The following is a 21,174-nucleotide window of genomic DNA, read 5'->3' on the forward strand; positions in this document are numbered from 1 at the left end:
GGTATGTCCGGGGCTTTTCTTGTTTTATCCTTTATCATGCAGGATATCTGCGCTTTAGTAAAGCATAAAATTTCTCGGCGGTAGCAGGCTTGCTTTCCCAATTGTTTTTTACAACGTAGTTGGTTTTCAAAAAGCGCTCTGCTTCATCAAATGAATTAAAGCGATTCACTATTTCAACAGCTTCGCTGTAGGCCAGGCTGTAACCATTAAACAGATCTTTGATATAAAGCAATTTGTCATTCAGGTTGATAGCTGATTTTAGATCGGTAATGGGCAAAACAGTCGCGGGCGACGCGGCAACAGCTCCTTTATCTTTTTCAGCTTTTAATGCCGATATTTTTTGATTAATAGTAAGTACTTTATCGTCGGTCACCGCTTTACCGTTATCGTGATGATCAATAGCCTCAGGACTAGGTTGATCATCCGCGGCTACAGGGGGTAATTGTTCAGTGAGTTCTTCCTGTTCAAAATGATCTTCTTCATCTTCCCATTCAGCAGTATGATCAATCTCCAGTTCTTCTTTTACCGGTTCTGGTTCATGTCGCTCAAATGAATAAGTGTCGCTTGTATCTTCGGCCTGTAGTTCGATTAGCGGAACAGGCTGCTCCTCCTGTGCAGGTATGATCTCTGGTTCAGGTTCTGTCTTAATCGGGTTATAAGGTGGTTGAACGGGTGGAACAGCGGCCTGGGTTAGCTCCAGCTTGCTTTCAGCAGCAGGTTTTTGTTGTACAACAGGTTCAAAATAGCGTTGCTCATGTATAGGCTCCGTTTTTTTTTCAATGGGTGCCGGAGGGGGTAACGCAATAGGCTTGCTTATTTCTATTACCGGTTCCGGCTTTTCGGCAATGGGCACTGGTGTAGCCGGGTTGGCACGCTCATGCAGCCGGCGTAATATCTCGGCATGATCTTTTAAAAAATGAGCGTTGGCAACAAACAGCTCCAGTTCGAGCTCGTTCAGTTCACTGCTCTCGGCTTCAAGGTAATTATATTGGTCATTAAGCTCTTTTAAAATACCACCTATCTTTTTAAATACATCCAGTTGCTTCATGGCTTCAATCTTAGAAAAATGCTTACCAAAAATAGGATTAAATTCTGATATTTGCCCTCCACTAATAGTCAGAATGGTATTTAACGAGGAAATTTTTAAACGTAAAAGTGAATTAGGCGGCAGTATTGAAGTGATCTGCGGATCGATGTTCTCAGGCAAAACCGAAGAGCTGATCAGGAGGCTTAACCGTGCCCGTATCGCGAAGCTGAAAATAGAGATATTTAGCCCAAAAGCTGATACGCGTTTTGTTGAGGATGCCCTGGTATCTCACAATGCCAATTCCATTCCCTCTACGCCGGTTGACAGTGCTTCGGCTATATTATTACTGAGCAGTGATGTTCATGTTGTTGGTGTAGACGAGGCCCAGTTTTTTGATGATGAACTGCCCGAAGTTTGCAATATATTAGCCAACAAAGGTATACGTGTAATAGTTGCAGGTCTGGATATGGATTTTAAGGGCCGCCCGTTTGGCCCGATGCCCACTATTATGGCCATTGCAGAGTCGGTTACCAAATTGCATGCTGTATGTGTAAGGTGTGGTAATCCGGCCCTTTATTCGTATCGTTTGGTACCAGATGAAGCCAGAATACTCCTGGGCGAGCAGGAAAGCTATGAACCCCGCTGCCGTATTTGCTACCATAGCTAACGGATAAATATTTTTTTTGTATAAAGCCCTCTTTTTCAAAACAAAAGGTAGCATGTCATGTGTTAATGCTTTGAGTAAATCATGGTGTGTTTATAATTAATTTTTTTAATTATAATTAAAGCGCAGTATTGTATTCATTCTTAAGTTAGGGGTTTTATGGCAAAAAAAATCTTAGTGATCGAAGACGATAAAGACATCAGAGATACCATTGTGTACGTGCTGGAAGAGGAGGGTTACGAAGTGATAGCCTCAGATAATGCCAGGATACTAAAAAAAGTGCAGGACCTGGAGCCTGATCTGATACTGCTTGATAATTGGCTTACCGATTGGACAAGTGATTTAAGCGGGCAGCAATTGAGCAAGGCGTTGAAGAATGACCCCACTACTAACCATATCCCGGTGATCCTTATTTCGGCAGTAAATAACTTAAAGGAAATTGCTAAAGCCGGGGAAGCCGATGGCTATATCAAAAAACCATTTGACCTGACGGAGCTGATTGAGGTAGTAAAAAGCCACATTGCAACAGAATTATAAAATAATCAATATAGTATGAAACGGCCTTTCAAGCATAGTTTGAAAGGCCGTTCATATTTATAGCCTCATACCAAAACCAACATTAAATGTGCGTCCGTCGGCGGGTAAAATTCCTGGGCCGGGGTACATATTGATACGGCGGGTAAAATATTTGGCGTTAAGCAGGTTATTAACGTTTGCGGTGAGGTGGTAGTTTTTAAGAAAGCTAAAATTGAATGCCCAGTCAACAACATGGTAAGCAGGTACTAAACCTGTGGCGCCTGTAGGGTTAAATACCGTGTTGTTGGCGTCGCTAAAACTTTTACTGGTATAGCTGTATTGCAGGGTACTGCTCACATGTCCTCTTAAAAATGTTAGGCCCGTGCGGTTTATCCAATCAGGTGTACTTTCGGTATGGTTGTTTTTTAAGCTGATATTTTTGCCAGACTGATTGATGGATCCGTTGATATAACGGCCATGGGTATAGGCCAGGGAATTAAATAGCCGCAAGTCGCTGCCGGCATGCTCATTAAATGATCTGATCAGGGATACTTCAGTATAAGCCTCTACACCTTTGGCCACGGCATCACCAATATTGGTCATAAACAGGTGGGTTACGTTGTTGGCGTCTGTCTGTGTCAATGTACCCGCGCGGTTATTGTAGCGTACATAAAAGCCATTAACATCATAATTAAATATATTGCTTATGCGACCACGATATCCAAAGTCGATATCATAGCCACGGCTATCCTTAATGTTTGGATCAATAACAGTGAGCTGATCGGCAGGGGTAACAGCCGCATATAAATACGGGCGGTAAGCCTGCGAAAAATTACCATATAACTGGCTGCCATTGTTGAACTCGTATTGAAGGCCTGTACCAAAAAGCGGATAGTTGCGGTTTCCTTTATAACCAATGGGGAAGCTGGCATTATTAATAACGCCTGATGTGGTGGTTTTGATTACCTCGTACCTTACACCCGGGGTTATGGTAAATGCTGGTGTTATCTGGAAAATGTTTTCGGCAAAGGCGGCATAGTTCAGACTGTGTAACCTCAGGTCGATACCATATGGTTTAACCAGGCTGAGGTCGAAATCGGTGCCGGTAGTGCCCACACCTTTTTGCTTACGTTTAGTTGTTTCTTCAAAATACCTTACACCGGTGGCAATGGTACTTTTCAGATCACCCAGTTTATAGCTGTGCAACAGGCGCGCCTCGGTAGTAAAGCCGGCATAATAATCACGGTCAACCTGGCGTGGGTTATACGTGTTTAGTTTGGTATTAACCGTGTCAGGCACATTGGGCGTATTGATAAATTGTACGCTATTACGTTGACCAAATAGTACATGGGAGATCACTTCCAGCCGGGTATTGCTGTTGAAGGCATAGTTGAACAATAATGCCGGGATATTGATCTCAGGATTAAAGAAATTACGGAAACGGGTAGATTGCCTGTTGTTGGCATTAAACTGATCGTCGGTTAGCCCACCTGCAATTTGCTGCCGGTAATCTGAACGGGAAAATTGCAGTGCGAGGCTACCTTTGCTGTTAAATTGGTATTTGATGTTGGCATAATAGGCCCGGTAGTTAAAAGCAGCATCGGGGCGCCAGCCATCACCGGTGCGGGCCGAGTAATACGCGTAATAGCTTATCTTACCTACTTTGCCGCCAATAGCGTTATAAGAGTTAAAAAAACGGTTAGAGCCGCCGCTTTGTTCGGTCTCAAAACCAAACACTTTGGTGCTGTCGCCTTCTTTAATTTTATAGTTTACCATCCCGCCAAACTGGCTGCCAAATTGCAATGCCGCCGAACCGCGTACATATTGAATTTCGCTGATAGCTTGAAATGGTACATTGTAATGGTTTTCGGGATAGCCAAACACATCCGAATTGGTATTGTATCCATTTTGACGCATATTCATTTCAATTGACCGGTGCACATCGGTACCCCTGGTGCCGATATTGATCTGCAGACCGGCACCGTCCATTTCCCAAACGTTTAGTCCCGGCACTTTGGCAAAGGTCATACGGACGTTGTTGTTGGCCAGGTTGGCTTTCCCTTCATCAGGGAATAACAGGTTTGTTTTTTTACCTGCAAAAATGTAGGTGCCTGTTACATTGGGTAAGTGCTTAAGCCTGTTTTCTTTGATAATTACGCTATCGAGCTGTAGCGTGTCCCTGGTGCTTTTTTGTTGTGCATGCAGGCTGTTAAAACTCAAAACAAGCGGCACAAGTAATAATATTTTATAAAAATTATTCATCTAAATGGAATTGATGTAATGATCAATGTGTTAGTTAACACCCACATATACGCAAAATCAACGCACAACTATGGAAGGGGTTAACTTGATTAATAATGGAAAGAAGAAGGATGATTTTAAACCGTTAATTCCGGGGGCCTGCCTGATATTTGAACCAATGGTTGTTTTATGCTGATGTAAATTAAGGTATTTAATTTTTGAACCTCCGGAGATGCTGCAAAAAGAACATTGTAATTTACAGGGAAGTTATATTTATTATCGACCCCGGTTTTTTTACCTGATGATTCGTGAGCTTTTTTACTTACCGGAATATCGTTAACCTGTTTGGCACATATGATATTCTCATTCAGTAGTTTGGTAGTTTCATAATTAGGTATGCACTGTACAAACAAGGTATCGCGGGTCATTTTAAGCCTGACATAATTGTAAGCCACGCCGTTTAGCTGAATTTGGCCCGATACGCGTGCATAGCTCTTCCAATCCTGTATCTGAGGCAGGTGTTGCTTTATTTTTATTTCGATAAGGTTATTGATGTCATATTTGCCCTTACTTATCTGCTCGGTCACAAAGCTGTTTGACTGGTGTACCAGGTATTGATTGAGCACCAGGTAGCCACCCACATTAAATAGGTGCACAATAAGCATAAAAGTGGCTACGATCCGGGTCAATTTATAATCAATCTAAATTATAACAATACTAAACATAATTTCATTCAGTTTTACAATAAATGTTCGTAATGATAAAAGGATATATGATGTGTATTTATTACACTAAGCGTTGGTGTAAACAGCTTAGCCTAAGGTTGCATAGCCGCGTTGGTGTGTGTTTTTTTACTCCCGATTTTTAAGCTGAAAATTAGGAAAAAAACTTAATTGCCTTATTTATAGTTAATTGTTGATTATTAACCGTATCTTTACTTAATTAAATAAAAATATAATGCAAGGAACAGTAAAATTTTTCAATGAAAGCAAAGGTTTTGGATTTATTACACCAAGTAATGGTGGTGCCGAAGTTTTTGTACATGCCTCAGGCCTTATTGACACTATCCGTGAAAACGACAGTGTTACCTACGATGTAGAACAAGGTAAAAAAGGCTTAAATGCGGTAAATGTAAAAGTAGGTTAAATAACTATTATTATAATCGTACAAGCATCTGCACATTGTGTGGATGCTTTTTTTTGTGCCCGAGAATTTGATATCAACAAAAAAAGCGGATGGTTTTGGCCATCCGCTTTTTATCATGGGCTACTGCCCGGTAATTACTTAGTTCAAATACGATTGTAAAAGATTTGATTTGGAGTTATGACGCAGACGCATCAAAGCTTTATCTTTTAACTGACGTACACGTTCGCGGGTAAGATTGAATTTCTCGCCTATTTCCTCTAACGAATGAGGGGCATAGCCACCCAAACCAAAGAATAAAATAATAACCTCACGGTCGCGCTCGGCAAGTATGCTTAATGAACGTTTGATCTCTTGTGAAAGAGAATCCATCATCAGTTCGGTATCAGTCGCGGCATCAGTACTTTGCAATACGTCAAGCAGGGTGTTTTCTTCACCTTGAATAAACGGAGCATCCATAGATATCTGGCGGCCGGCATTACTCAGTGAATCGGCAATTTTATCAACAGATACTTCCAGATCTTCAGCCAGCTCCTCAGGTGTTGGCTGCCTTTCAAATTCCTGCTCTAATTTCGAAGCCGCTTTATGAATCTTGCTTAATGAACCAATTTGGTTTAAAGGTAAGCGCACAATACGTGATTGCTCCGCAACAGCCGATAATATTGACTGACGGATCCACCACACAGCGTATGAAATAAATTTAAAGCCCTTGGTTTCGTCAAAACGTTTAGCCGCTTTAATTAAACCTAAGTTTCCTTCGTTTATAAGGTCGCCTAAGGTAAGGCCCTGATTTTGGTACTGTTTTGCCACTGATACTACAAAGCGAAGGTTAGTTTTTGTTAACCTTTCTAATGCAGCCTGGTCGCCCTCACGGATCTTCTGCGCCAGGATCACTTCTTCCTGTGCACTAATTAAATCTACCTTGCCTATTTCATGCAGATACTTTTCAAGCGACTGAGACTCGCGGTTGGTAATGGATTGGGATATTTTAAGTTGTCTCATTTTTTTGAATAGATTTTTTTCAAGCTAATAAACAGTCCGATAAGATTTTGTCTGGTTAAACTTAACCAGCCGATATTAAAAAATAAATTAAATTAAACTTTGCTTCTGTAAATTTTACTATACCCGGGATAGTTACGAGGGTTGGCTAATGCTGTTATTGCAGTACGAAGCGTGGTGTTAGTAACCAATAAATGTTTAATCAAATGTATGATCTCTTAAATGGATGCACAAAGATACTCAATTAAATGCTATTATTGTGTCAAAATTACATGACGCAAGGATGTAATAACGGTTTATTATGTTCTTTTTTTAATTTAGTTGGTTATTTCGGTGTTTGTCTCCTCTTTTTTCGCCCGGTTCTTGTTCCACTTTATCTTGATCTTGCCATCATCACCGTCTGTAGCTAATATATGTAAAACAATGCCACGCATGCGTTTTTTATTTCGTTCAGTTTGATCAACTATGGTCGAATCCTTTTTAGGATTACGGAGTGGGATGTCAAGCGCTATGTTAGTACCCCTTGATAAAGAATACACGCCGGCCACATCCATATTCAATACACTTGAGTTGATTTGCATAGGACTTATAGTGATTTTATCGCCGTTAATATCAAATTTGCCTTTTAGGTTGGAGAAGGTAATATTCTTCAGATCGCGAAACGGGAACGCGAATTTCCCTACACTTGTTATCGGGCTAAAGTTAATCAGTGCCCCTTTTTGCAGATCAATGGTTGCCGTGCCGTTGATAGAACGGGGCACAATATTGCCTTCGTTATTGATACTACCCGTAATATGTGCTTGTGCCGATAAAAACCCCCTTAAATTTTTTGACGAAAAACTTTGCAAGCCAAAATCATTAAACGAATAAAAGAAATTACTCACGTTTACATTATCAACCTGGGTGTTAAGCAAAAAGTTGTTCACCTTACCATTTTGAACAATGTTACCCGCCAGCTTTAATGATCCGCCCGCATGTTTAACGCTCACGTTCTGCACCTTGATAATATTATTATCCAGTAACAGGTCGGCAGTGGCATCGGTGGCTAAAAATTTTTTGTAATAAACTTTGGCTACACGGAGGTGCAGTTCGGCTTTGCCTTTGTCAAAGGCAGTGTTTAGCTTGTTGTTTAAATTGATCTTGGTGTTTTTTGTTTTAACGGGTACTTCACTTTGGCGGGCATTCAAAAAGCCTAAAAATTCGGCTATATGTAGCTGCGGACTTGTTATTTGCCATACGATCAGTATTTTCTCAGGGGCGGTGTAGTACAGATTTAAAAAATTACTCACCTTTCCTTGCATACTTACCACACTATTACCTGTTTGCAAGCGGATATTATTCATATACAAATCGTTCTTATAAAATCTTAGTGCAATACCCGTATTTTTAAAATGAAGGTTACGCGGTAAATAACTTACGTCGGCATTTTTGATGTTAACTACACCATCCAGCAAAGGCTTGTTTAACTCGTAATTTACCAGGTCGGCTTTGTAAGCCATGGTAATATCAGCAGTACCTTTTGTAAACTTAAGGCTCTGCTCGCCAATAACGGAGTTAAGCTTTTCCACATCAAATTGTGATCTGAATACACCGGTTGCAACCGGTGTATTTAAATTGTTAACAAAAGCGGTATCAACCGTAAAAGGCAAACCTTTATAATCGCCATTAAAATGATACAGCTTAATAATAGAATTTTCATCACCCAAACCTTTACCATTAATATAATTGTTGCTGAACACCCCGTTGAAACTACAGTTATTAATGCGGCCGGCAGGGGTTGTTAATGTATTATCCTTTACTTTACAGGTAACAAAGATTAGGGGATCACCGGCGCCAAAGCTGCCTTTCAGGTCGGCGGTTACGGCGATGGGGGCGTCCAAATCAAACATCCGCAGACTCTTGGTAATATTGGCTGCCAGCAGGTTCGACGCGCTTCGCCAAAGGATATGATCGTCGGCAATGTTCAGCGTAAATTTAACCGGATCTGTGGCCAGGTTAAACTGGCCGCCAATGGTAAAGGTATCATCGCCAATTCCCAATTTGTTAGGCGCCACGGTGATCAACTTGTTTTTGTTATCGTAGCTAATATCAAAAGGTCCGCTAAGCAGCTTATCCTTTATAAAACTTCCTTTTTTAGTGTTGAACGAGAAGCTTTTTACCAGTGTTTTTAATTGAAGATGAGCTTTCCAGCCGGTAGTGGGGTAGTCCATTTTTCCATCGATATCCTGCACCTCAAACTGAAACAATTTAGATGCTTTGCGATCGTCCACAACAAAATTAACATTGTTTAATTCAAAGCGTTTTATCTGGGTTGATGAGCTGCTTTTTTCTTTAATTGATGTGTTTTCCTGGTGCTTGCTTTTAAAAACAGCCGTATTGCTATAACCAGTACTATCCGTAAACAGATCGATATTGGCATTACTGATCTCTACTTTATTGATATTAATCGTGCCTTTTAGTAAAGCGCTGGCATCTACAGAAACATAAATGTCTTTCGCGCTCAGCAGGGTATGGTGATGGGTAGCCCAAAGTTTATCTTTCAGGGTAACATTTTTTAACGCTACCGATACACCCGGGAAGCCTTTAAAAAAAGTAGGGTTGAGCCCGCCAATGGTAAGGGTACCATTCAGGTTTTTATTAAGCTCGGTAGTAATGAGGTTAAGCACTTTTTGCTTATTGTAAACAACATAAATAGTAATGGCTATAAAGGCCACTATAACTAATGCTACAATACCGCTCAATACTTTTAATGTTGTTTTAACCCAATGAGGCATATTTGTTAATTTATCAATAAAGGGTTAAATAACCTAATTGTTTGTTTATAAAGCTACTAGTTGTGAAATGTCTGCTCTTTTTTACAAAGCTTGTCAAATAGCTTGTAACAAAATTTAGGCAGAAATATCTTAACAGGATACGCAGCTAAATGAAAACGCGACACCTTTTAACCGTCATAGCAATCATACTTATTTTTGAATTGCCGGCCTCTGCCCAGATAAAACAGCTCCATGAATTGGTATACACCAAACAATATACATTATTAGAGCAGGCTTTAGCTACGGCTCATATATCGGCGAATGATAAGATACTTTATAAAGCGTTTTTAACCAACGCGTTTAATCAACCCGAAGCTTCCAATTTGCTCCTTAAAAAAATATTTGCCGGTAAAATATCAGCAAGCGACAGTAAACTGCAGTTTTATCTGCACCGTATTGCTTATGACAACTATGTTAAACTGAATAATTACAAGACCGCCCACACAGCCTCTGAACAATTGGTTAAATATTACAGCGCCTGGTTTAGCGCAAGCGAACTAACTGATCAGCAGGAAGAAAACAAAATATGGGCTGCGCTTGCCACTGCCCCTGCTCAACAGGTGCACAAACAAGCGTCATCAGTCATCCCGGTAAAAAAAGATATGGCCGGTTTGTGGAATATCCCGGTGCAACAGCAGGATAGCAGTTACCTGTTTGTTTTTGATACCGGGGCTAATATATCAACCATAAGCGCCACCTATGCCCAAAAACTGCATCTGGATGTGGTTAAAAACTCCCAGGTGAGTATTGAAGGCGGGATGAATGGCGTAAGCACCAAAGTGAATCTTGGTATAGCCAAGAAGTTCAACATAGGTAATGTGCAGATCAATAATGCCTTGTTCCTGATATTTCCGGATAGCGCCCTGAGCTTTGCCGGTGGAGCCTATAAAATCAATGGCATTATTGGCTTGCCTATTATTAAAGCGCTTGGCGAAATAACCATAGATAAAGATACCATGCAAATTCCATTAATAGCAGATAGAAAAACTATCCCGCATAACCTGGCGCTTGATCTGCTACAGCCTGTAATTTATATGGAGTACCAGGGTAAATCACTGCCTTTTACTTTTGATACCGGCGCCCAGATAACTTTATTTAGCGATAATTTTTATAAACAATTCAAACCCCATTTGGATAGCATCGCCAAAAAAGACAGTCTGCACATGGGAGGCGCTGGTGGCGCAAGGCGAATGAAAACGCTCAAAGTACCGCAGCTGGCCTTTACTGTTGATCATAAACAAGTGTTTTTTAATAACACACAGGTAAACCTCGAAGAAACCCAGGTAAGTGACAAATACTATTACGGCAACATGGGGCAGGATATGTTTTCACAGTTTACCAGTATGACCATCAACTTTGTTAACTCGTCTATAACTTTTGGTAACAGGAAAGAGCCGACAAAATAATTATTTACTGTTTATCAGCTTTAAAGCCTCCTGTATATAATGCAAGCCCTGGTTTGAATAAGGCAGGGTTAAAGCAAACTGGTGCCCGTGCGCATCCATTTTCAGCAGCGATTTTTTAAGGATATTGATCACCTTATCAGCCTCGTATTTGGGGTGAAAGTCCTCGTACTGAAATTGCAGGAATACCAGGCAAAGGGCATTTTCTATAGTTTGCACATCATGGTCAACCTTGATCTTTTGCTTAAGCAGTATCTGCCTTGCCCGGGCAATTTGCTCGGGATTATAACCAACATTTTCCATAATAGCAGCCGCTTTTTCGGCATGGTACTGGGCCAGGTCTTTACGCCATTTTAAATAAGCTTCCCTGCCTTCGGGATAGGTATTGCGCGGTATTTCCCAACGACCGATATGCTGGCTCCGGGAAGCAAGCAGCAACTCTTCGCTGGCATCAGGATCCAGTTTATTCACCCAGTTGTACAGCTCAATGGCCAAAAAATACTCCTGCGGATAGCTTATATTTTCCCAGGTAAAAGTATTCGGGTCTTTTTGATTGTAAGCATCAAATTGCTCAAAAGCGGCACTTAGTTTATTCATGGCTATCAATTATTTAACTGGAGTATTCTTTTAGCAACTGCCGGTAACGGTTCAGTACGCTTGATTTGGATATAAAACCAACAAATTTGTGCTGATCAACCACCGGGAGGTTCCAGCTATTGGTTTCATCAAATTTTTTGACAATTTCCCGCACATCGTCCTCCGCGTTAATAATGGCAGGAGGGATAACCATTACTTTTTGTACGCTCAGTTCATCATACAAGTCTTTATTGAACATGACCGGCCTGATATCATCCAGGAGGATGATACCTTCAAGTACGTGATCATCATTAGTTACGGCGATAAAGTTTTTCTTGCCGACACTGATCAATTCGATCAATTCTGTAAATGACGCGTAGATGCTGATCTCCTGTACGTCATGGTCTATCAGATCGGGTGTGTGCAGCAGCAGGAGCAGGTTTTGATCGTGCTCGCGGGTAAATATCTTGCCCTCCTCGGCCAATTGTTTTAAGTCGGGCGATATGGCCGAAAAACGTTTGGCGATCAGGAACGACATCACCGAAACGATCATCAGCGGCATAAAAAGATCATATCCCGAGCTCGACTCGGCGATCAGGAATATGGCTGTCAATGGTGCATACAGTACCCCGCTCATTACCCCGGCCATTCCCACTATCACCATATTGGTGGTGGGTACATTCGGGATACCTATCTGGGTACATACTACCGCGATAAAATAACCCAGAGTGCCACCCGCAAATAAGGAGGGCGCGAAGTTACCGCCGTTACCGCCACCGTAAATGGTAATAGAGGTGGCAAAAGCCTTTAACAAGCAAATAAAGCCCAAAAACAACAAAATAAACCACTCGTGAAAAGTGAAATATTTAAAAAAACTAACCGCCACTACCGACTCTATCTTCCCGGTGGCCAGCACTTTAATGGTCGAATAACCTTCGCCAAATAAGGGCGGAAATAGTACACAGAGTACCGAAAGCAGTACCCCGGCTATGATAGCTTTTTGTAGCCTGCTTCTTTTCAGGTGTTTAAATTGATGCTCCACCCATTGCGATATCACCACGAAATAGCGGGCATACAGACCGCAGGCAATGCCCAGTACAATATAGAACGGTATGTTTTTATAGTTAAAAGCCTGTCTCGATGTAAACTGAAACAAGGCTTCCTCGTTTAAAATGATCCTGGATACCAGGCTACCGCAAACAGCAGCCACAACCAGGGGGATAAAATCGGTAAAAACCACACCTGTAAGTAATATTTCAAAGGCGAACATCATCCCTGCTATAGGGGCATTGAATGCCGAGGCTATACCCGCCGTGGCTCCAGCGGCTAGCAGCAGGGTACGGTCTTTATAGTCCAGCTTGTAGGTTTTGGCAAAGTTGGAGCCAATGGCCGAACCCGTTACCGCGATAGGGCTTTCCAGGCCTGCAGAACCACCCAAACCTACGGTAATGGCGCTTTGCACTATCTGGGAGTACATTTTTACCGGCGATACCAGGCTGGAGTTCTGTGCGATTTCATATAATATGGCAGGAATGCCTTTCCTGTCATTACCCCGGTAAATGTATAGCACCACCAGTGTGGTGAGTACAATGCCCAATAAGGGAAATACCACATAAAAAACGATTTGCTGCTCAAACTGGAATTTGGAGGTGATGAGGTAGTGGATATAATGCACCAGCATTTTTAAAACTACCCCCGCCAAACCCGCTGTACAACCCACCAATATACCCGATAGTATCAGGAAATGACTGTGCGAAAGATTGTTGCGAACCCAAAGCAATATGATCTCATAACTCCTGACCTTTTGAACACTGTTGGCCCTGAAATCGCGCTGAAACTTAAAAAAGTTATGAAACCGCCTTAATTTGCTGTACTTACTCAATGAAAACCTCCCGGCTGCAATTTAGGTATAAATTTGGAGCAAGAGTTAAGAGATTCAAATCAGGAAAATCCGGTTGTCATATGCCCGGCTCCACTTGGCCATTAAAAAACTTTTTAAACCTTAAATTTTAACACTTTTTGGCCGAAATGGGATGAAAATCGCTCGAAAACTACTCGAAAAACCCTCATTTTAACACTTTTTAACAAATTTTAACGCGGTTTTGAGCAGTTTTTGAAACTTTAAAAAGTATTAAATTATTGATTATCAAATAACTAGATGTAAAATGGTCAGTTTTTGACCTGTTTGGGGGCTTAACAAAACAGCCCGGGTTTCCTTTTCGTGGGAAACCCGGGCTGCTGTATATGTAAATATACGAAATTTTAAGGAGAATATTTAGTCATGCCGAGCTTGTTTCGGCATCCCATGAGCAAGGTGTACAACATGGCGGTTAACCTGTCCTGAGAGATCCTGAAACAAGTTCAGGATGACAGAACCCGCTACCTCTTCCTCCCCAAAGTCATTTCTTTCAGGGCTTCTTCGTTCAGGAGTTTGAAGCTTTTACCATCAAGGGTGATGAGCTTGTTCTGTATAAACTCCTGCGTTACTTTAAAAAAGGTTTCGTACACCACGCTGGCATAGGAGGAAATATCCTGCCGGGTGAGTTCGATATCTACAAAGCCATCCTCATTGAGACCAAACTGGTTACGGAGGGACAACAAAGCCTGCGCGATGCGCTCCTTGACCGGCATGTGTGCCAGGTTACGCATCCTTTTTTCCGACTCCTGCAACTCGTTGGCAAAAAACTTCATGAGCTTGTACGTAAGCTGACTGTTCACATTTAATGACGATTCAAAGAAATCCATTTTAACATAACACACAATCCCGGGTTCAACGGCTGTTGCCGAAATAGGATAGGTTGAAGTATCGCCTAAACCCAGATGCCCCAATATGTCGCCCTGTTTGGCAAACCGCAGGATCAGGTCCTTTTCCTGGTCCCATTGTTTGTGAACCTTTACCACGCCTTTATACATAAAGTAGATGCCGGTTACGTCGTCGCCCTCTTTAAATAGTTGTTGCCCCTTTTTCAGGGTGATATTCTGTTTATGGGCACCAATGGCAGGCAGCCAGTCTTTAAGGCTGTTACGACACAAAAAACAGGTATTCAGATCACAGGTATGGGTGGCTTTTGTCATAAATGTTGCGTATGCAATAATAAATATTTAATTGTTAGCCTCACTTAAACTAAACGCGGTATCAACTCACCCCGACATCGCTACACTTGTCGACCCTCTCTTCAGCTTTGCTGGAAAGAGGGTAAAAAACAACGTCATTGCGAGCGTAGCGTGGACAACCGACCGGAGGGAGCTCATTGATACCTTTAAAAGACAATTAACTAGATTAATAATCCCCGATTTACAGAGACGCCCTGAATATCGGGGATTGCCACATCGTTCCTCCTCGCAATGACGCGCGGAGAGATTTTCTCCCCTCTTTCCGCCATAGGCGAAGAGAGGGTGGTCCAGCGAAGCGCAGACCGGGTGAGTCTATTCTACACCTGGCGTTAATAACTTTTTTGTTGTTTAAATAATATAAAGCGTATAAAAATGTAAAATTAATGTTTTATAAATATTGTTTATACAATATTTATAAATAAAAATCTTAATTTTGTACCCCGAAAAGCTGGTCTTAACAATCAATTGCCGGCATCATCAAAATGGAACCATTAAAAAAAGCTGCAAACAAAACCGGGATACCCATATCGCCGGCATTAAATTATATCGAGAATCCATCCAATTCCGGAAATGGCATTATTCAAAAAAAACGACTGGTATTTATTTCCTGTTTATCGGTGGCGGTGGCTATAGCTATCAGTCTTATCGCTAAAGTGTTGATCTATCTCATTAACCTGGTTACCAATATATCTTTTTATGGTTCGTTCAGTCTGGGCTTTCACTCGCCTGCGGGTAACCATTTGGGGGCATGGGTTATTGTTATTCCGGCTATTGGCGGTGTATTGGTAGGTATTATGGCTTTTTATGGTTCGAAGGCTATCCGGGGGCATGGGATCCCGGAGGCGATGGAGCAGATCCTGGTTAACGAAAGCAATATCAACCCGGCCATTACCTTTTTAAAACCCATATCATCGGCTATTGCCATAGGTACGGGTGGTCCCTTTGGTGCCGAAGGACCTATTATAGCGACGGGTGGCGCCTTAGGCTCGACCCTGGGACAACTATTCCGGATAACGGCCAATGAACGTAAAATTATTTTAGCGGCAGGGGCAACGGCTGGTATGTCGGCTATATTTGGTACACCTATAGCGGCAGTGTTCCTGGCTATTGAATTGTTGTTGTTTGAGTTTTCGCCAAAGGCTATCCTGCCTGTAGCTTTAGCCTGTATCACCGGCGCGGCGGGTCATCACTTGCTGTTTGAGGCAGGTCCTGTATTTCCCATGCCCGATCTGCCAACGCCGTCAAACCTGGCCTTGGGTATATATAGTTTTATGGGTATCGTCATAGGCTTTTTATCATTGGGCATCACCAAAATCGTATACGTTATTGAAGATAATTTCGAAAAATTGCCCATTCACTGGATCTGGTGGCCGGCTATTGGCGGACTGGCCGTGGGTGTTATCGGTTTCTTCGCGCCGCATACGCTAGGGGTGGGTTATGATAACATTACGGGTTTGTTATCGGGCAAGTGGCCGCTGATCATCATCTGTAATTTGTTGTTTCTGAAATTTTTATCCTGGGCTATTGCGTTGGGTAGCGGTACATCGGGCGGTACTTTGGCACCATTGCTTACGATGGGTGGCGCTGCCGGGGCGCTTATAGGTACACTTATTTTACTGATGTTCCCTAACTCGGGCATCAGTATCCCTATGGCTGCGCTGATCGGCATGTCGGCCATGTTTGCGGGGGCTTCAAGGGCTTATTTAACCAGTATCACCTTCGCGCTGGAGGCTACTATGCAATCGCATGCCTTGCTGCCTTTGCTGGGGGCTTGTACCGCCGCTTATATGGTTTCGTTTTTCCTGATGGAGAATACCATCATGACCGAAAAGATTGCCCGTCGCGGTATTTTTACGCCCGATTCTTTTGAACCCGACCTGCTGCAAAAAATGGTGGTTTCGCAGGTGATCAGTGATGAAGCAACGGTCATCAACCTCAACAACAGTATAGCCGATGTACGTGCCTGGGCAAGTACCAATAAGATCCAGGACAATTACCTCATTGTAGTGAATAACGACGGCGAATTTAACGGTACTTTAAAGCTAACGGACATTTACAGCCGTGATCTTGACCCAACTTCGCCATTACGGGATCTGCTTAAAAAGGAGGCCTGGACTTCTGTTAAAAGTACCGACACACTGCGGTATGCGATGGAAATGATGTCAAAAGCTGATGTAGAGGTGCTGCCCGTACTATCACCCGGCGATCAGCAGGTGACGGGGATATTATCCTACCGGGATATCATCTCGGCCTTTAAAATAGAAGCCGATAAAACCCAGCAGCCCTATGTGAAAATATCCCTTAAACGGCAACGGATGAAAATGCTGGTAAGGGGAAGGAAAACTTCACCTAACCCTCCATCCTGATAGCTATCGCGAGAGAAGACTTTAGAAAACTTCGTAAGTCTTAACTTTTAACCATCACGTCATTGCGAGGTACGAAGCAATCTCTACGTAGGCAAGACAACCAGAAAAGCACACCCTGTATAGCATAGAGATTGCTTCGTACCTCGCAATGACGTGTTTTTTTTGACACTACTCCGCGCGCTCGCAATGACGTGCGTATTATATAATCATCAACAAAAACTCCCGTAACACCATCGCATGATTTTGCTGTTCGTCATGAACAGAAAAGAGCAGGGTAACTGTTTCATGACTTTTTATGAGATCTACCAGTTCATTAACCGCTTCTTTTGATTGCCGCAGTTCGGCGATGTAGTTGTGCTGAAACTCTGCCCAGTTTTGCGGATTGGCATGAAATTGTTTGCGCAGTTCGGTTGATGGGGCTATATCCTTCATCCAGCGGTCAATTTGCGCCCGTTCTTTGGTTACGCCTCGTGGCCATAGCCGGTCGACCAGTATCCGCAGACCATCTGTTTTGTCGGCAGGGTTGTATATTCGTTTTGTCCGTAATTCGCCCATAGAGGTTTTTAATTATCGAATTATTGAGTTAGTGAATTAGTGATTAAGTTAATACTTTAATTGTGCATTCAATAAAAGCCTGGCCTTATGCGATTCCTTCCCTCGGGAAGGGGAGGAAGGGGTTTAACCATCCGGCAAGTTTAAGCCTGATGTATAAACCCCTCCCTGCATTTGCGCGCTACCCTACCACACCCCTCCCGTGGGGAGGGAACTGAAAAATATGATTTTAGAAACTAAGACCAAAGTTCTTGATTCTTAACTCTTGATTCCTGGCTCTCTCAACCCTCCGTTTTATATTCCTCTATTTCTTTCAAAAACTCCATGGCTTTGATGATCTTTTTGCCGCCAAAACTTTCAATAAAACTTTTGACCCATTTACGATGGATGTTTTTATAGGTTAATGTATTGAATAGGTAAACAGACAGTATAGTAAATAAAGTAACTACAGTGAGGTTGATAGCCCAGAATGTTGTTCCGCCGTGGTCAACCAGTTGCTGGCTGTACCAAAACGTGCACCAAAAAGGGGTTTGCAATATCATTATCCGGCCTACCATGTTCAATGAGCTTTGTATAGCGGCCAGTTTTTCCTGTGTACGGGTGATGGTATCAGTAATGCTCACACGCTCTAACATAGCCAGATGCCTGATATAGGCGGCCACAGCAAAAATATTGAACAGGGCGATAAGACCGATGGAGATAGCGAAATAGATATTGTTTAAACTGTTGATCACCAGAAAGCCCAGAAAAACGGTAAATAATATGCCTACCACCACGCCGAAAACCTGGTTACGGCGAAACGAGTTGATATGGTCCTCGATTTTTTTGGTTTGCATTTCCCTGATGATCTTATAATTGAGCTGCAGGGATCTTTCCAGTTTCAGATCGTAATCGCGCCACATTTGTTTTATCATCGACTCTTCCATGGTATTAAGCGTTAATTTTTGAAAATTTTTGTTTTAATTGTTCTTTAATGCGGTTAGTCTTGGTCCGCACGTTGGCTTCAGATAAACCCAGTATTTCGGCTATTTCCTTGCCGCTTTTTTCTTCCAGATAAAGCAGCATCAGGGCCCTGTCCAGTTCTTTCAGTTCGTTAATAAATTGTTGCAGGAGGTTAATTTGTGTTTCTGGCGATGCTTCTGCTTCCTCGCTGAAATCCATCATGCTTTCAGACAGCAGGACGATCACATCGTTCTTCTTTTTTTCTTTCCGGTAGGAGCTGATGGCTACGTTTAGTGCCACACGATACATCCAGGTAGATAGTTTGCTGCGGTCATCAAAACTGGGAAAGGCCCGCCAAAGCTGGAAAATGATTTCCTGCACTAGGTCCTTTTTATCATTCTCATCCTTCTTGAACGAATTGGCGATCTTGTAAATGATCCCCTTGTTCTGTTCAATTACGGTTAAAAATATTTCCTCTTGTTGATTACTCATTGAAGTACCTATGGTGATTGTGTTTTACCAATTATTCGCACGAAGGGGTGAAATGTTACAGTTTTTTTTAGAATCAAGAAATAAGAGTCAGGAATCAAGAGATAAGAGTCAAGAATCAAGAGGGAAGAACCTGCCCGTGTTATTGCATTTTTCTCGCAAATTATGTCTTTTGTATTTCCTTGTCTTGATTCTTGACTCTTATCTCTTGATTCTATTTCCTATATAAATCTATTAGTTTTTTCCTGGTCTTGATTCTTGACTCTTGGTTCTTGTTTCTCGTTCCCGATTTTTTTTAAAAACAGAGTCAGGGTAAAGTTCAAGAGGCGTGTCATAGCTCCAAATACACGATAAATATTATAGACATGAACTTTTACTCTTACAATGACAGCCTCTTATTAACTATTTTAAAGATATGGACGTTTTTTTTAATAGTATTTGTAGGCACCAATGCCCAGGCCCAGGATCACGACCGCGCCCGCACTAACGTGGGTTTGGTTTATCCGCTCAGCAGCAACTGGACAAACGCAGCCCGAGATACTAATAGTTTTTCGCTAAACCTGATTGCCGGGGTATCAGCCGCCGAACGCGGGGTTACTATTGCCGGGTTCTCCAATATTATCCACAATGACGCGCGCGGTTTCCAGATAGCCGGTTTTTCGAACCATGTGGGCAAAAATGCCGATGGTACCATGGTAGCCGGTTTTCTAAACACATACGGCGGTGGGCATGGAGTGGCGATTGCCGGTTTTGCCAATATAGCAGGCAAGAGCAGCGGCGCCCAGATAGCTGGCTTCCTGAATAAGGGCGGCAATGTTTCAACCCTGCAGCTGGCCGGTTTTATGAATATAGCCCGCGACAATAAGGGCACCCAGATTGCCGGTTTTATGAACCTGGCTAAAAAATCAAGAGGCACGCAAATAGGTTTTATCAATATTGCCGATAGCGCCGGTACGCAAATAGGTATCATCAACATTGCCAAGAATGGCGAAAAAAGCCTGGGTGCTACTATCGACGAAAATCAAACCACGCTACTAACGTTCCGCTCCGGTGGTAAAGTGTTTTATGGTATTGTGGGTATTGGCTACAATTTCAAGAATAAAAAGCAAAAGTATGCGTACGAGGCCGGTTTTGGCGCGCATGTGTTAACCATCCAATCGTTCCGCCTGAATACAGAATTAGTTAATGGTGGACTGGAAAGCTTTAAAGGCGACGAATACTGGAAGTCGACCTTCAGACTGATGCCATCATTCCGGATAGCTAATAAGGTGGAGATATTTGCCGGTCCGTCTATCAATTATGTAAACACCAATACCGAAGAGGGGCGCAAGATGACCACCAAATACATCAACAGCTGGACACGCCATGACGGCCGCGACCTGTATGGATTTTACGTTGGCTATACCGCGGGTATACAGGTGGCATTGTAGATGTTACACAAAGAGGGGTGTCACCCTGAGCTCCGTTGAAGGGTAGAGCGCAGAGGCCTGCCCACCATGCTTCGACAGAGCTCAGCATGACACCCTGTTTTTAGTATAAAACAAATTTTTTTCAAAACACAGTCAGGGTAAAGTTTACCGGGCGTGTCATACTATCGAATAACAAATAATAAACAGATAAAGATGATCACAAACAAAAACCAAAAAATGAAAGCAATTAAATTATTTACAACCGCAGCTATCCTGGTTACTTTAGGGGTAGGTTCTGCAAAAGCCCAGTCATCACCAGATCTTGAGTTTGGTATCAAGGCAGGTGTTAACTTTTCTACCTTAAAAACAGGTTTGAGCGCCATCAACGATAAATCGGGCAAAATAGGTTTTAACGCGGGCATATTTGCCAGGGCCGGAAAGACCTTATATTTTCAACCTGAGTTAAACTATGTAACCTTCAGCGATAAATACCGTTTTAATTCCAATTCGTACGAAGCTAAGTTCAGGCAATTGAACGTACCTTTAATGGTAGGCTACAAGCTTGTGAATACTGCCGATCTGAATTTCAGGGTATCTGCCGGTCCGGATTTGTATTATAACCTTAAAACACCAATTGCTCCGGAAGGGTTTAAATACAAAAAATTTAGCGCCGGGGGTGTGATAGATGCAGGTGTTGATATTGGAAGCCTCACTTTTGATGCCCGCTACAGCCTGGGTTTAAGCAAGGTGAATAAGGAACTTGGTCAAAAGGCCAATATCTTTAGCCTGGGAGTTGGTTTTAAATTTCAATAGTTTAAAATAAGAGTCAAGAGATAAGAATCAAGATAAGCCAAAAGCAACCTGCTATTATTGTTTATCTTGGTTCTTGATTCTTGACTCTTGGTTCTTGATAAATACCA

General features: G+C 42.3%; 18 protein-coding genes. 7 read left to right on the forward strand and 11 right to left on the reverse strand.

What is annotated here, in order from left to right:
* Positions 1-34: 34 nt before the first annotated feature.
* The gene (locus AC57BQ_RS01025; protein WP_496404502.1) at positions 35-1,048 is read right to left on the reverse strand and encodes a DUF8457 domain-containing protein; all 1,014 of its coding nucleotides are present in this window, start codon (positions 1,046-1,048) and stop codon (positions 35-37) included.
* Positions 1,049-1,121: 73 nt separating this feature from the next.
* Between AC57BQ_RS01025 and AC57BQ_RS01030 the strand changes: the two genes are divergently transcribed.
* Both AC57BQ_RS01030 and AC57BQ_RS01035 read left to right on the forward strand, forming a co-directional pair.
* Positions 1,122-1,694 carry a thymidine kinase gene (locus AC57BQ_RS01030; protein WP_496404577.1) on the forward strand — a complete coding sequence of 191 codons (573 nt, stop codon included), beginning with the start codon at positions 1,122-1,124 and terminating at the stop codon, positions 1,692-1,694.
* A gap of 156 nt (positions 1,695-1,850) precedes the next feature.
* A complete protein-coding gene (locus AC57BQ_RS01035) occupies positions 1,851-2,228 on the forward strand; it encodes a response regulator (protein WP_496404503.1) in 378 nt (125 codons plus the stop codon).
* Between the two features lie 57 nt (positions 2,229-2,285).
* On the opposite strand, the gene AC57BQ_RS01040 is transcribed toward AC57BQ_RS01035, so the two are convergent.
* Together AC57BQ_RS01040 and AC57BQ_RS01045 are read right to left on the reverse strand one after the other, a co-directional pair.
* Complete coding sequence (locus AC57BQ_RS01040; RefSeq protein ID WP_496404504.1) at positions 2,286-4,469, reverse strand: TonB-dependent receptor family protein; 2,184 nt, start codon at positions 4,467-4,469, stop codon at positions 2,286-2,288.
* A 116-nt stretch (positions 4,470-4,585) separates the two neighbouring features.
* Positions 4,586-5,137, reverse strand: coding sequence for a hypothetical protein (locus AC57BQ_RS01045; protein WP_496404505.1), 552 nt, complete (start codon positions 5,135-5,137; stop codon positions 4,586-4,588).
* Between the two features lie 265 nt (positions 5,138-5,402).
* Here AC57BQ_RS01045 and AC57BQ_RS01050 point away from each other — a divergent pair, with 265 nt between their 5' ends.
* Positions 5,403-5,594: a cold-shock protein gene (locus AC57BQ_RS01050; protein ID WP_076378023.1), complete on the forward strand. Its 192-nt coding sequence runs from the start codon at positions 5,403-5,405 to the stop codon at positions 5,592-5,594.
* Positions 5,595-5,732: 138 nt separating this feature from the next.
* On the opposite strand, the gene AC57BQ_RS01055 is transcribed toward AC57BQ_RS01050, so the two are convergent.
* Together AC57BQ_RS01055 and AC57BQ_RS01060 are read right to left on the reverse strand one after the other, a co-directional pair.
* Positions 5,733-6,593 carry a sigma-70 family RNA polymerase sigma factor gene (locus AC57BQ_RS01055; RefSeq protein WP_076378021.1) on the reverse strand — a complete coding sequence of 287 codons (861 nt, stop codon included), beginning with the start codon at positions 6,591-6,593 and terminating at the stop codon, positions 5,733-5,735.
* Positions 6,594-6,907: 314 nt separating this feature from the next.
* Positions 6,908-9,364, reverse strand: a complete 2,457-nt coding sequence (locus AC57BQ_RS01060; protein ID WP_496404506.1) for an AsmA family protein — start codon at positions 9,362-9,364, stop codon at positions 6,908-6,910.
* Positions 9,365-9,513: 149 nt separating this feature from the next.
* On the opposite strand from AC57BQ_RS01060, the gene AC57BQ_RS01065 reads away from it, so the two are divergent.
* Positions 9,514-10,809, forward strand: coding sequence for an aspartyl protease family protein (locus tag AC57BQ_RS01065; RefSeq protein WP_496404507.1), 1,296 nt, complete (start codon positions 9,514-9,516; stop codon positions 10,807-10,809).
* On the opposite strand, the gene AC57BQ_RS01070 is transcribed toward AC57BQ_RS01065, so the two are convergent.
* The 3 genes from AC57BQ_RS01070 to AC57BQ_RS01080 form a co-directional block, all read right to left on the reverse strand.
* A complete protein-coding gene (locus tag AC57BQ_RS01070) occupies positions 10,810-11,403 on the reverse strand; it encodes a DUF4202 domain-containing protein (protein ID WP_496404508.1) in 594 nt (197 codons plus the stop codon).
* A 13-nt stretch (positions 11,404-11,416) separates the two neighbouring features.
* Entirely contained in the window at positions 11,417-13,264 is a 1,848-nt protein-coding gene (locus tag AC57BQ_RS01075; RefSeq protein ID WP_496404509.1) for a chloride channel protein, read from the reverse strand.
* 497 nt (positions 13,265-13,761) lie between these two features.
* A complete protein-coding gene (locus AC57BQ_RS01080) occupies positions 13,762-14,457 on the reverse strand; it encodes a Crp/Fnr family transcriptional regulator (protein ID WP_496404510.1) in 696 nt (231 codons plus the stop codon).
* A gap of 521 nt (positions 14,458-14,978) precedes the next feature.
* Here AC57BQ_RS01080 and AC57BQ_RS01085 point away from each other — a divergent pair.
* Positions 14,979-16,862, forward strand: a complete 1,884-nt coding sequence (locus AC57BQ_RS01085; RefSeq protein ID WP_496404511.1) for a chloride channel protein — start codon at positions 14,979-14,981, stop codon at positions 16,860-16,862.
* A gap of 198 nt (positions 16,863-17,060) precedes the next feature.
* On the opposite strand, the gene AC57BQ_RS01090 is transcribed toward AC57BQ_RS01085, so the two are convergent.
* The 3 genes from AC57BQ_RS01090 to AC57BQ_RS01100 all read right to left on the reverse strand — a co-directional run bounded on the left by AC57BQ_RS01090 (position 17,061) and on the right by AC57BQ_RS01100 (position 18,848).
* On the reverse strand, positions 17,061-17,417 hold the full coding sequence (locus AC57BQ_RS01090) for a DUF488 domain-containing protein (RefSeq protein WP_496404512.1): 357 nt from the start codon (positions 17,415-17,417) through the stop codon (positions 17,061-17,063).
* A gap of 278 nt (positions 17,418-17,695) precedes the next feature.
* Entirely contained in the window at positions 17,696-18,340 is a 645-nt protein-coding gene (locus AC57BQ_RS01095; RefSeq protein ID WP_496404513.1) for a hypothetical protein, read from the reverse strand.
* 4 nt (positions 18,341-18,344) lie between these two features.
* Complete coding sequence (locus tag AC57BQ_RS01100; protein WP_496404514.1) at positions 18,345-18,848, reverse strand: RNA polymerase sigma factor; 504 nt, start codon at positions 18,846-18,848, stop codon at positions 18,345-18,347.
* A 362-nt stretch (positions 18,849-19,210) separates the two neighbouring features.
* Here AC57BQ_RS01100 and AC57BQ_RS01105 point away from each other — a divergent pair, with 362 nt between their 5' ends.
* The gene (locus AC57BQ_RS01105; protein ID WP_496404515.1) at positions 19,211-20,275 is read left to right on the forward strand and encodes an LA_2272 family surface repeat-containing protein; all 1,065 of its coding nucleotides are present in this window, start codon (positions 19,211-19,213) and stop codon (positions 20,273-20,275) included.
* Positions 20,276-20,491: 216 nt separating this feature from the next.
* Positions 20,492-21,067 (forward strand): porin family protein, encoded by a 576-nt coding sequence (locus AC57BQ_RS01110; protein ID WP_496404516.1) that lies wholly within the window; start codon positions 20,492-20,494, stop codon positions 21,065-21,067.
* Positions 21,068-21,174 lie beyond the last annotated feature (107 nt).

It is taken from the genome of Mucilaginibacter sp. BGA-UO-ETr-C110, from assembly GCF_059567985.1.

Coding starts and splice junctions, on each gene's coding strand:
- AC57BQ_RS01025 (WP_496404502.1), bottom strand. CDS start 1,048: ATGAAGCAACTGGATGTATTTAAAAAGATAGGTGGTATTTTAAAAGAG.
- AC57BQ_RS01030 (WP_496404577.1), top strand. CDS start 1,122: ATGGTATTTAACGAGGAAATTTTTAAACGTAAAAGTGAATTAGGCGGC.
- AC57BQ_RS01035 (WP_496404503.1), top strand. CDS start 1,851: ATGGCAAAAAAAATCTTAGTGATCGAAGACGATAAAGACATCAGAGAT.
- AC57BQ_RS01040 (WP_496404504.1), bottom strand. CDS start 4,469: ATGAATAATTTTTATAAAATATTATTACTTGTGCCGCTTGTTTTGAGT.
- AC57BQ_RS01055 (WP_076378021.1), bottom strand. CDS start 6,593: ATGAGACAACTTAAAATATCCCAATCCATTACCAACCGCGAGTCTCAG.
- AC57BQ_RS01060 (WP_496404506.1), bottom strand. CDS start 9,364: ATGCCTCATTGGGTTAAAACAACATTAAAAGTATTGAGCGGTATTGTA.
- AC57BQ_RS01065 (WP_496404507.1), top strand. CDS start 9,514: ATGAAAACGCGACACCTTTTAACCGTCATAGCAATCATACTTATTTTT.
- AC57BQ_RS01070 (WP_496404508.1), bottom strand. CDS start 11,403: ATGAATAAACTAAGTGCCGCTTTTGAGCAATTTGATGCTTACAATCAA.
- AC57BQ_RS01080 (WP_496404510.1), bottom strand. CDS start 14,457: ATGACAAAAGCCACCCATACCTGTGATCTGAATACCTGTTTTTTGTGT.
- AC57BQ_RS01085 (WP_496404511.1), top strand. CDS start 14,979: ATGGAACCATTAAAAAAAGCTGCAAACAAAACCGGGATACCCATATCG.
- AC57BQ_RS01090 (WP_496404512.1), bottom strand. CDS start 17,417: ATGGGCGAATTACGGACAAAACGAATATACAACCCTGCCGACAAAACA.
- AC57BQ_RS01095 (WP_496404513.1), bottom strand. CDS start 18,340: ATGGAAGAGTCGATGATAAAACAAATGTGGCGCGATTACGATCTGAAA.
- AC57BQ_RS01100 (WP_496404514.1), bottom strand. CDS start 18,848: ATGAGTAATCAACAAGAGGAAATATTTTTAACCGTAATTGAACAGAAC.
- AC57BQ_RS01105 (WP_496404515.1), top strand. CDS start 19,211: ATGAACTTTTACTCTTACAATGACAGCCTCTTATTAACTATTTTAAAG.
- AC57BQ_RS01110 (WP_496404516.1), top strand. CDS start 20,492: ATGAAAGCAATTAAATTATTTACAACCGCAGCTATCCTGGTTACTTTA.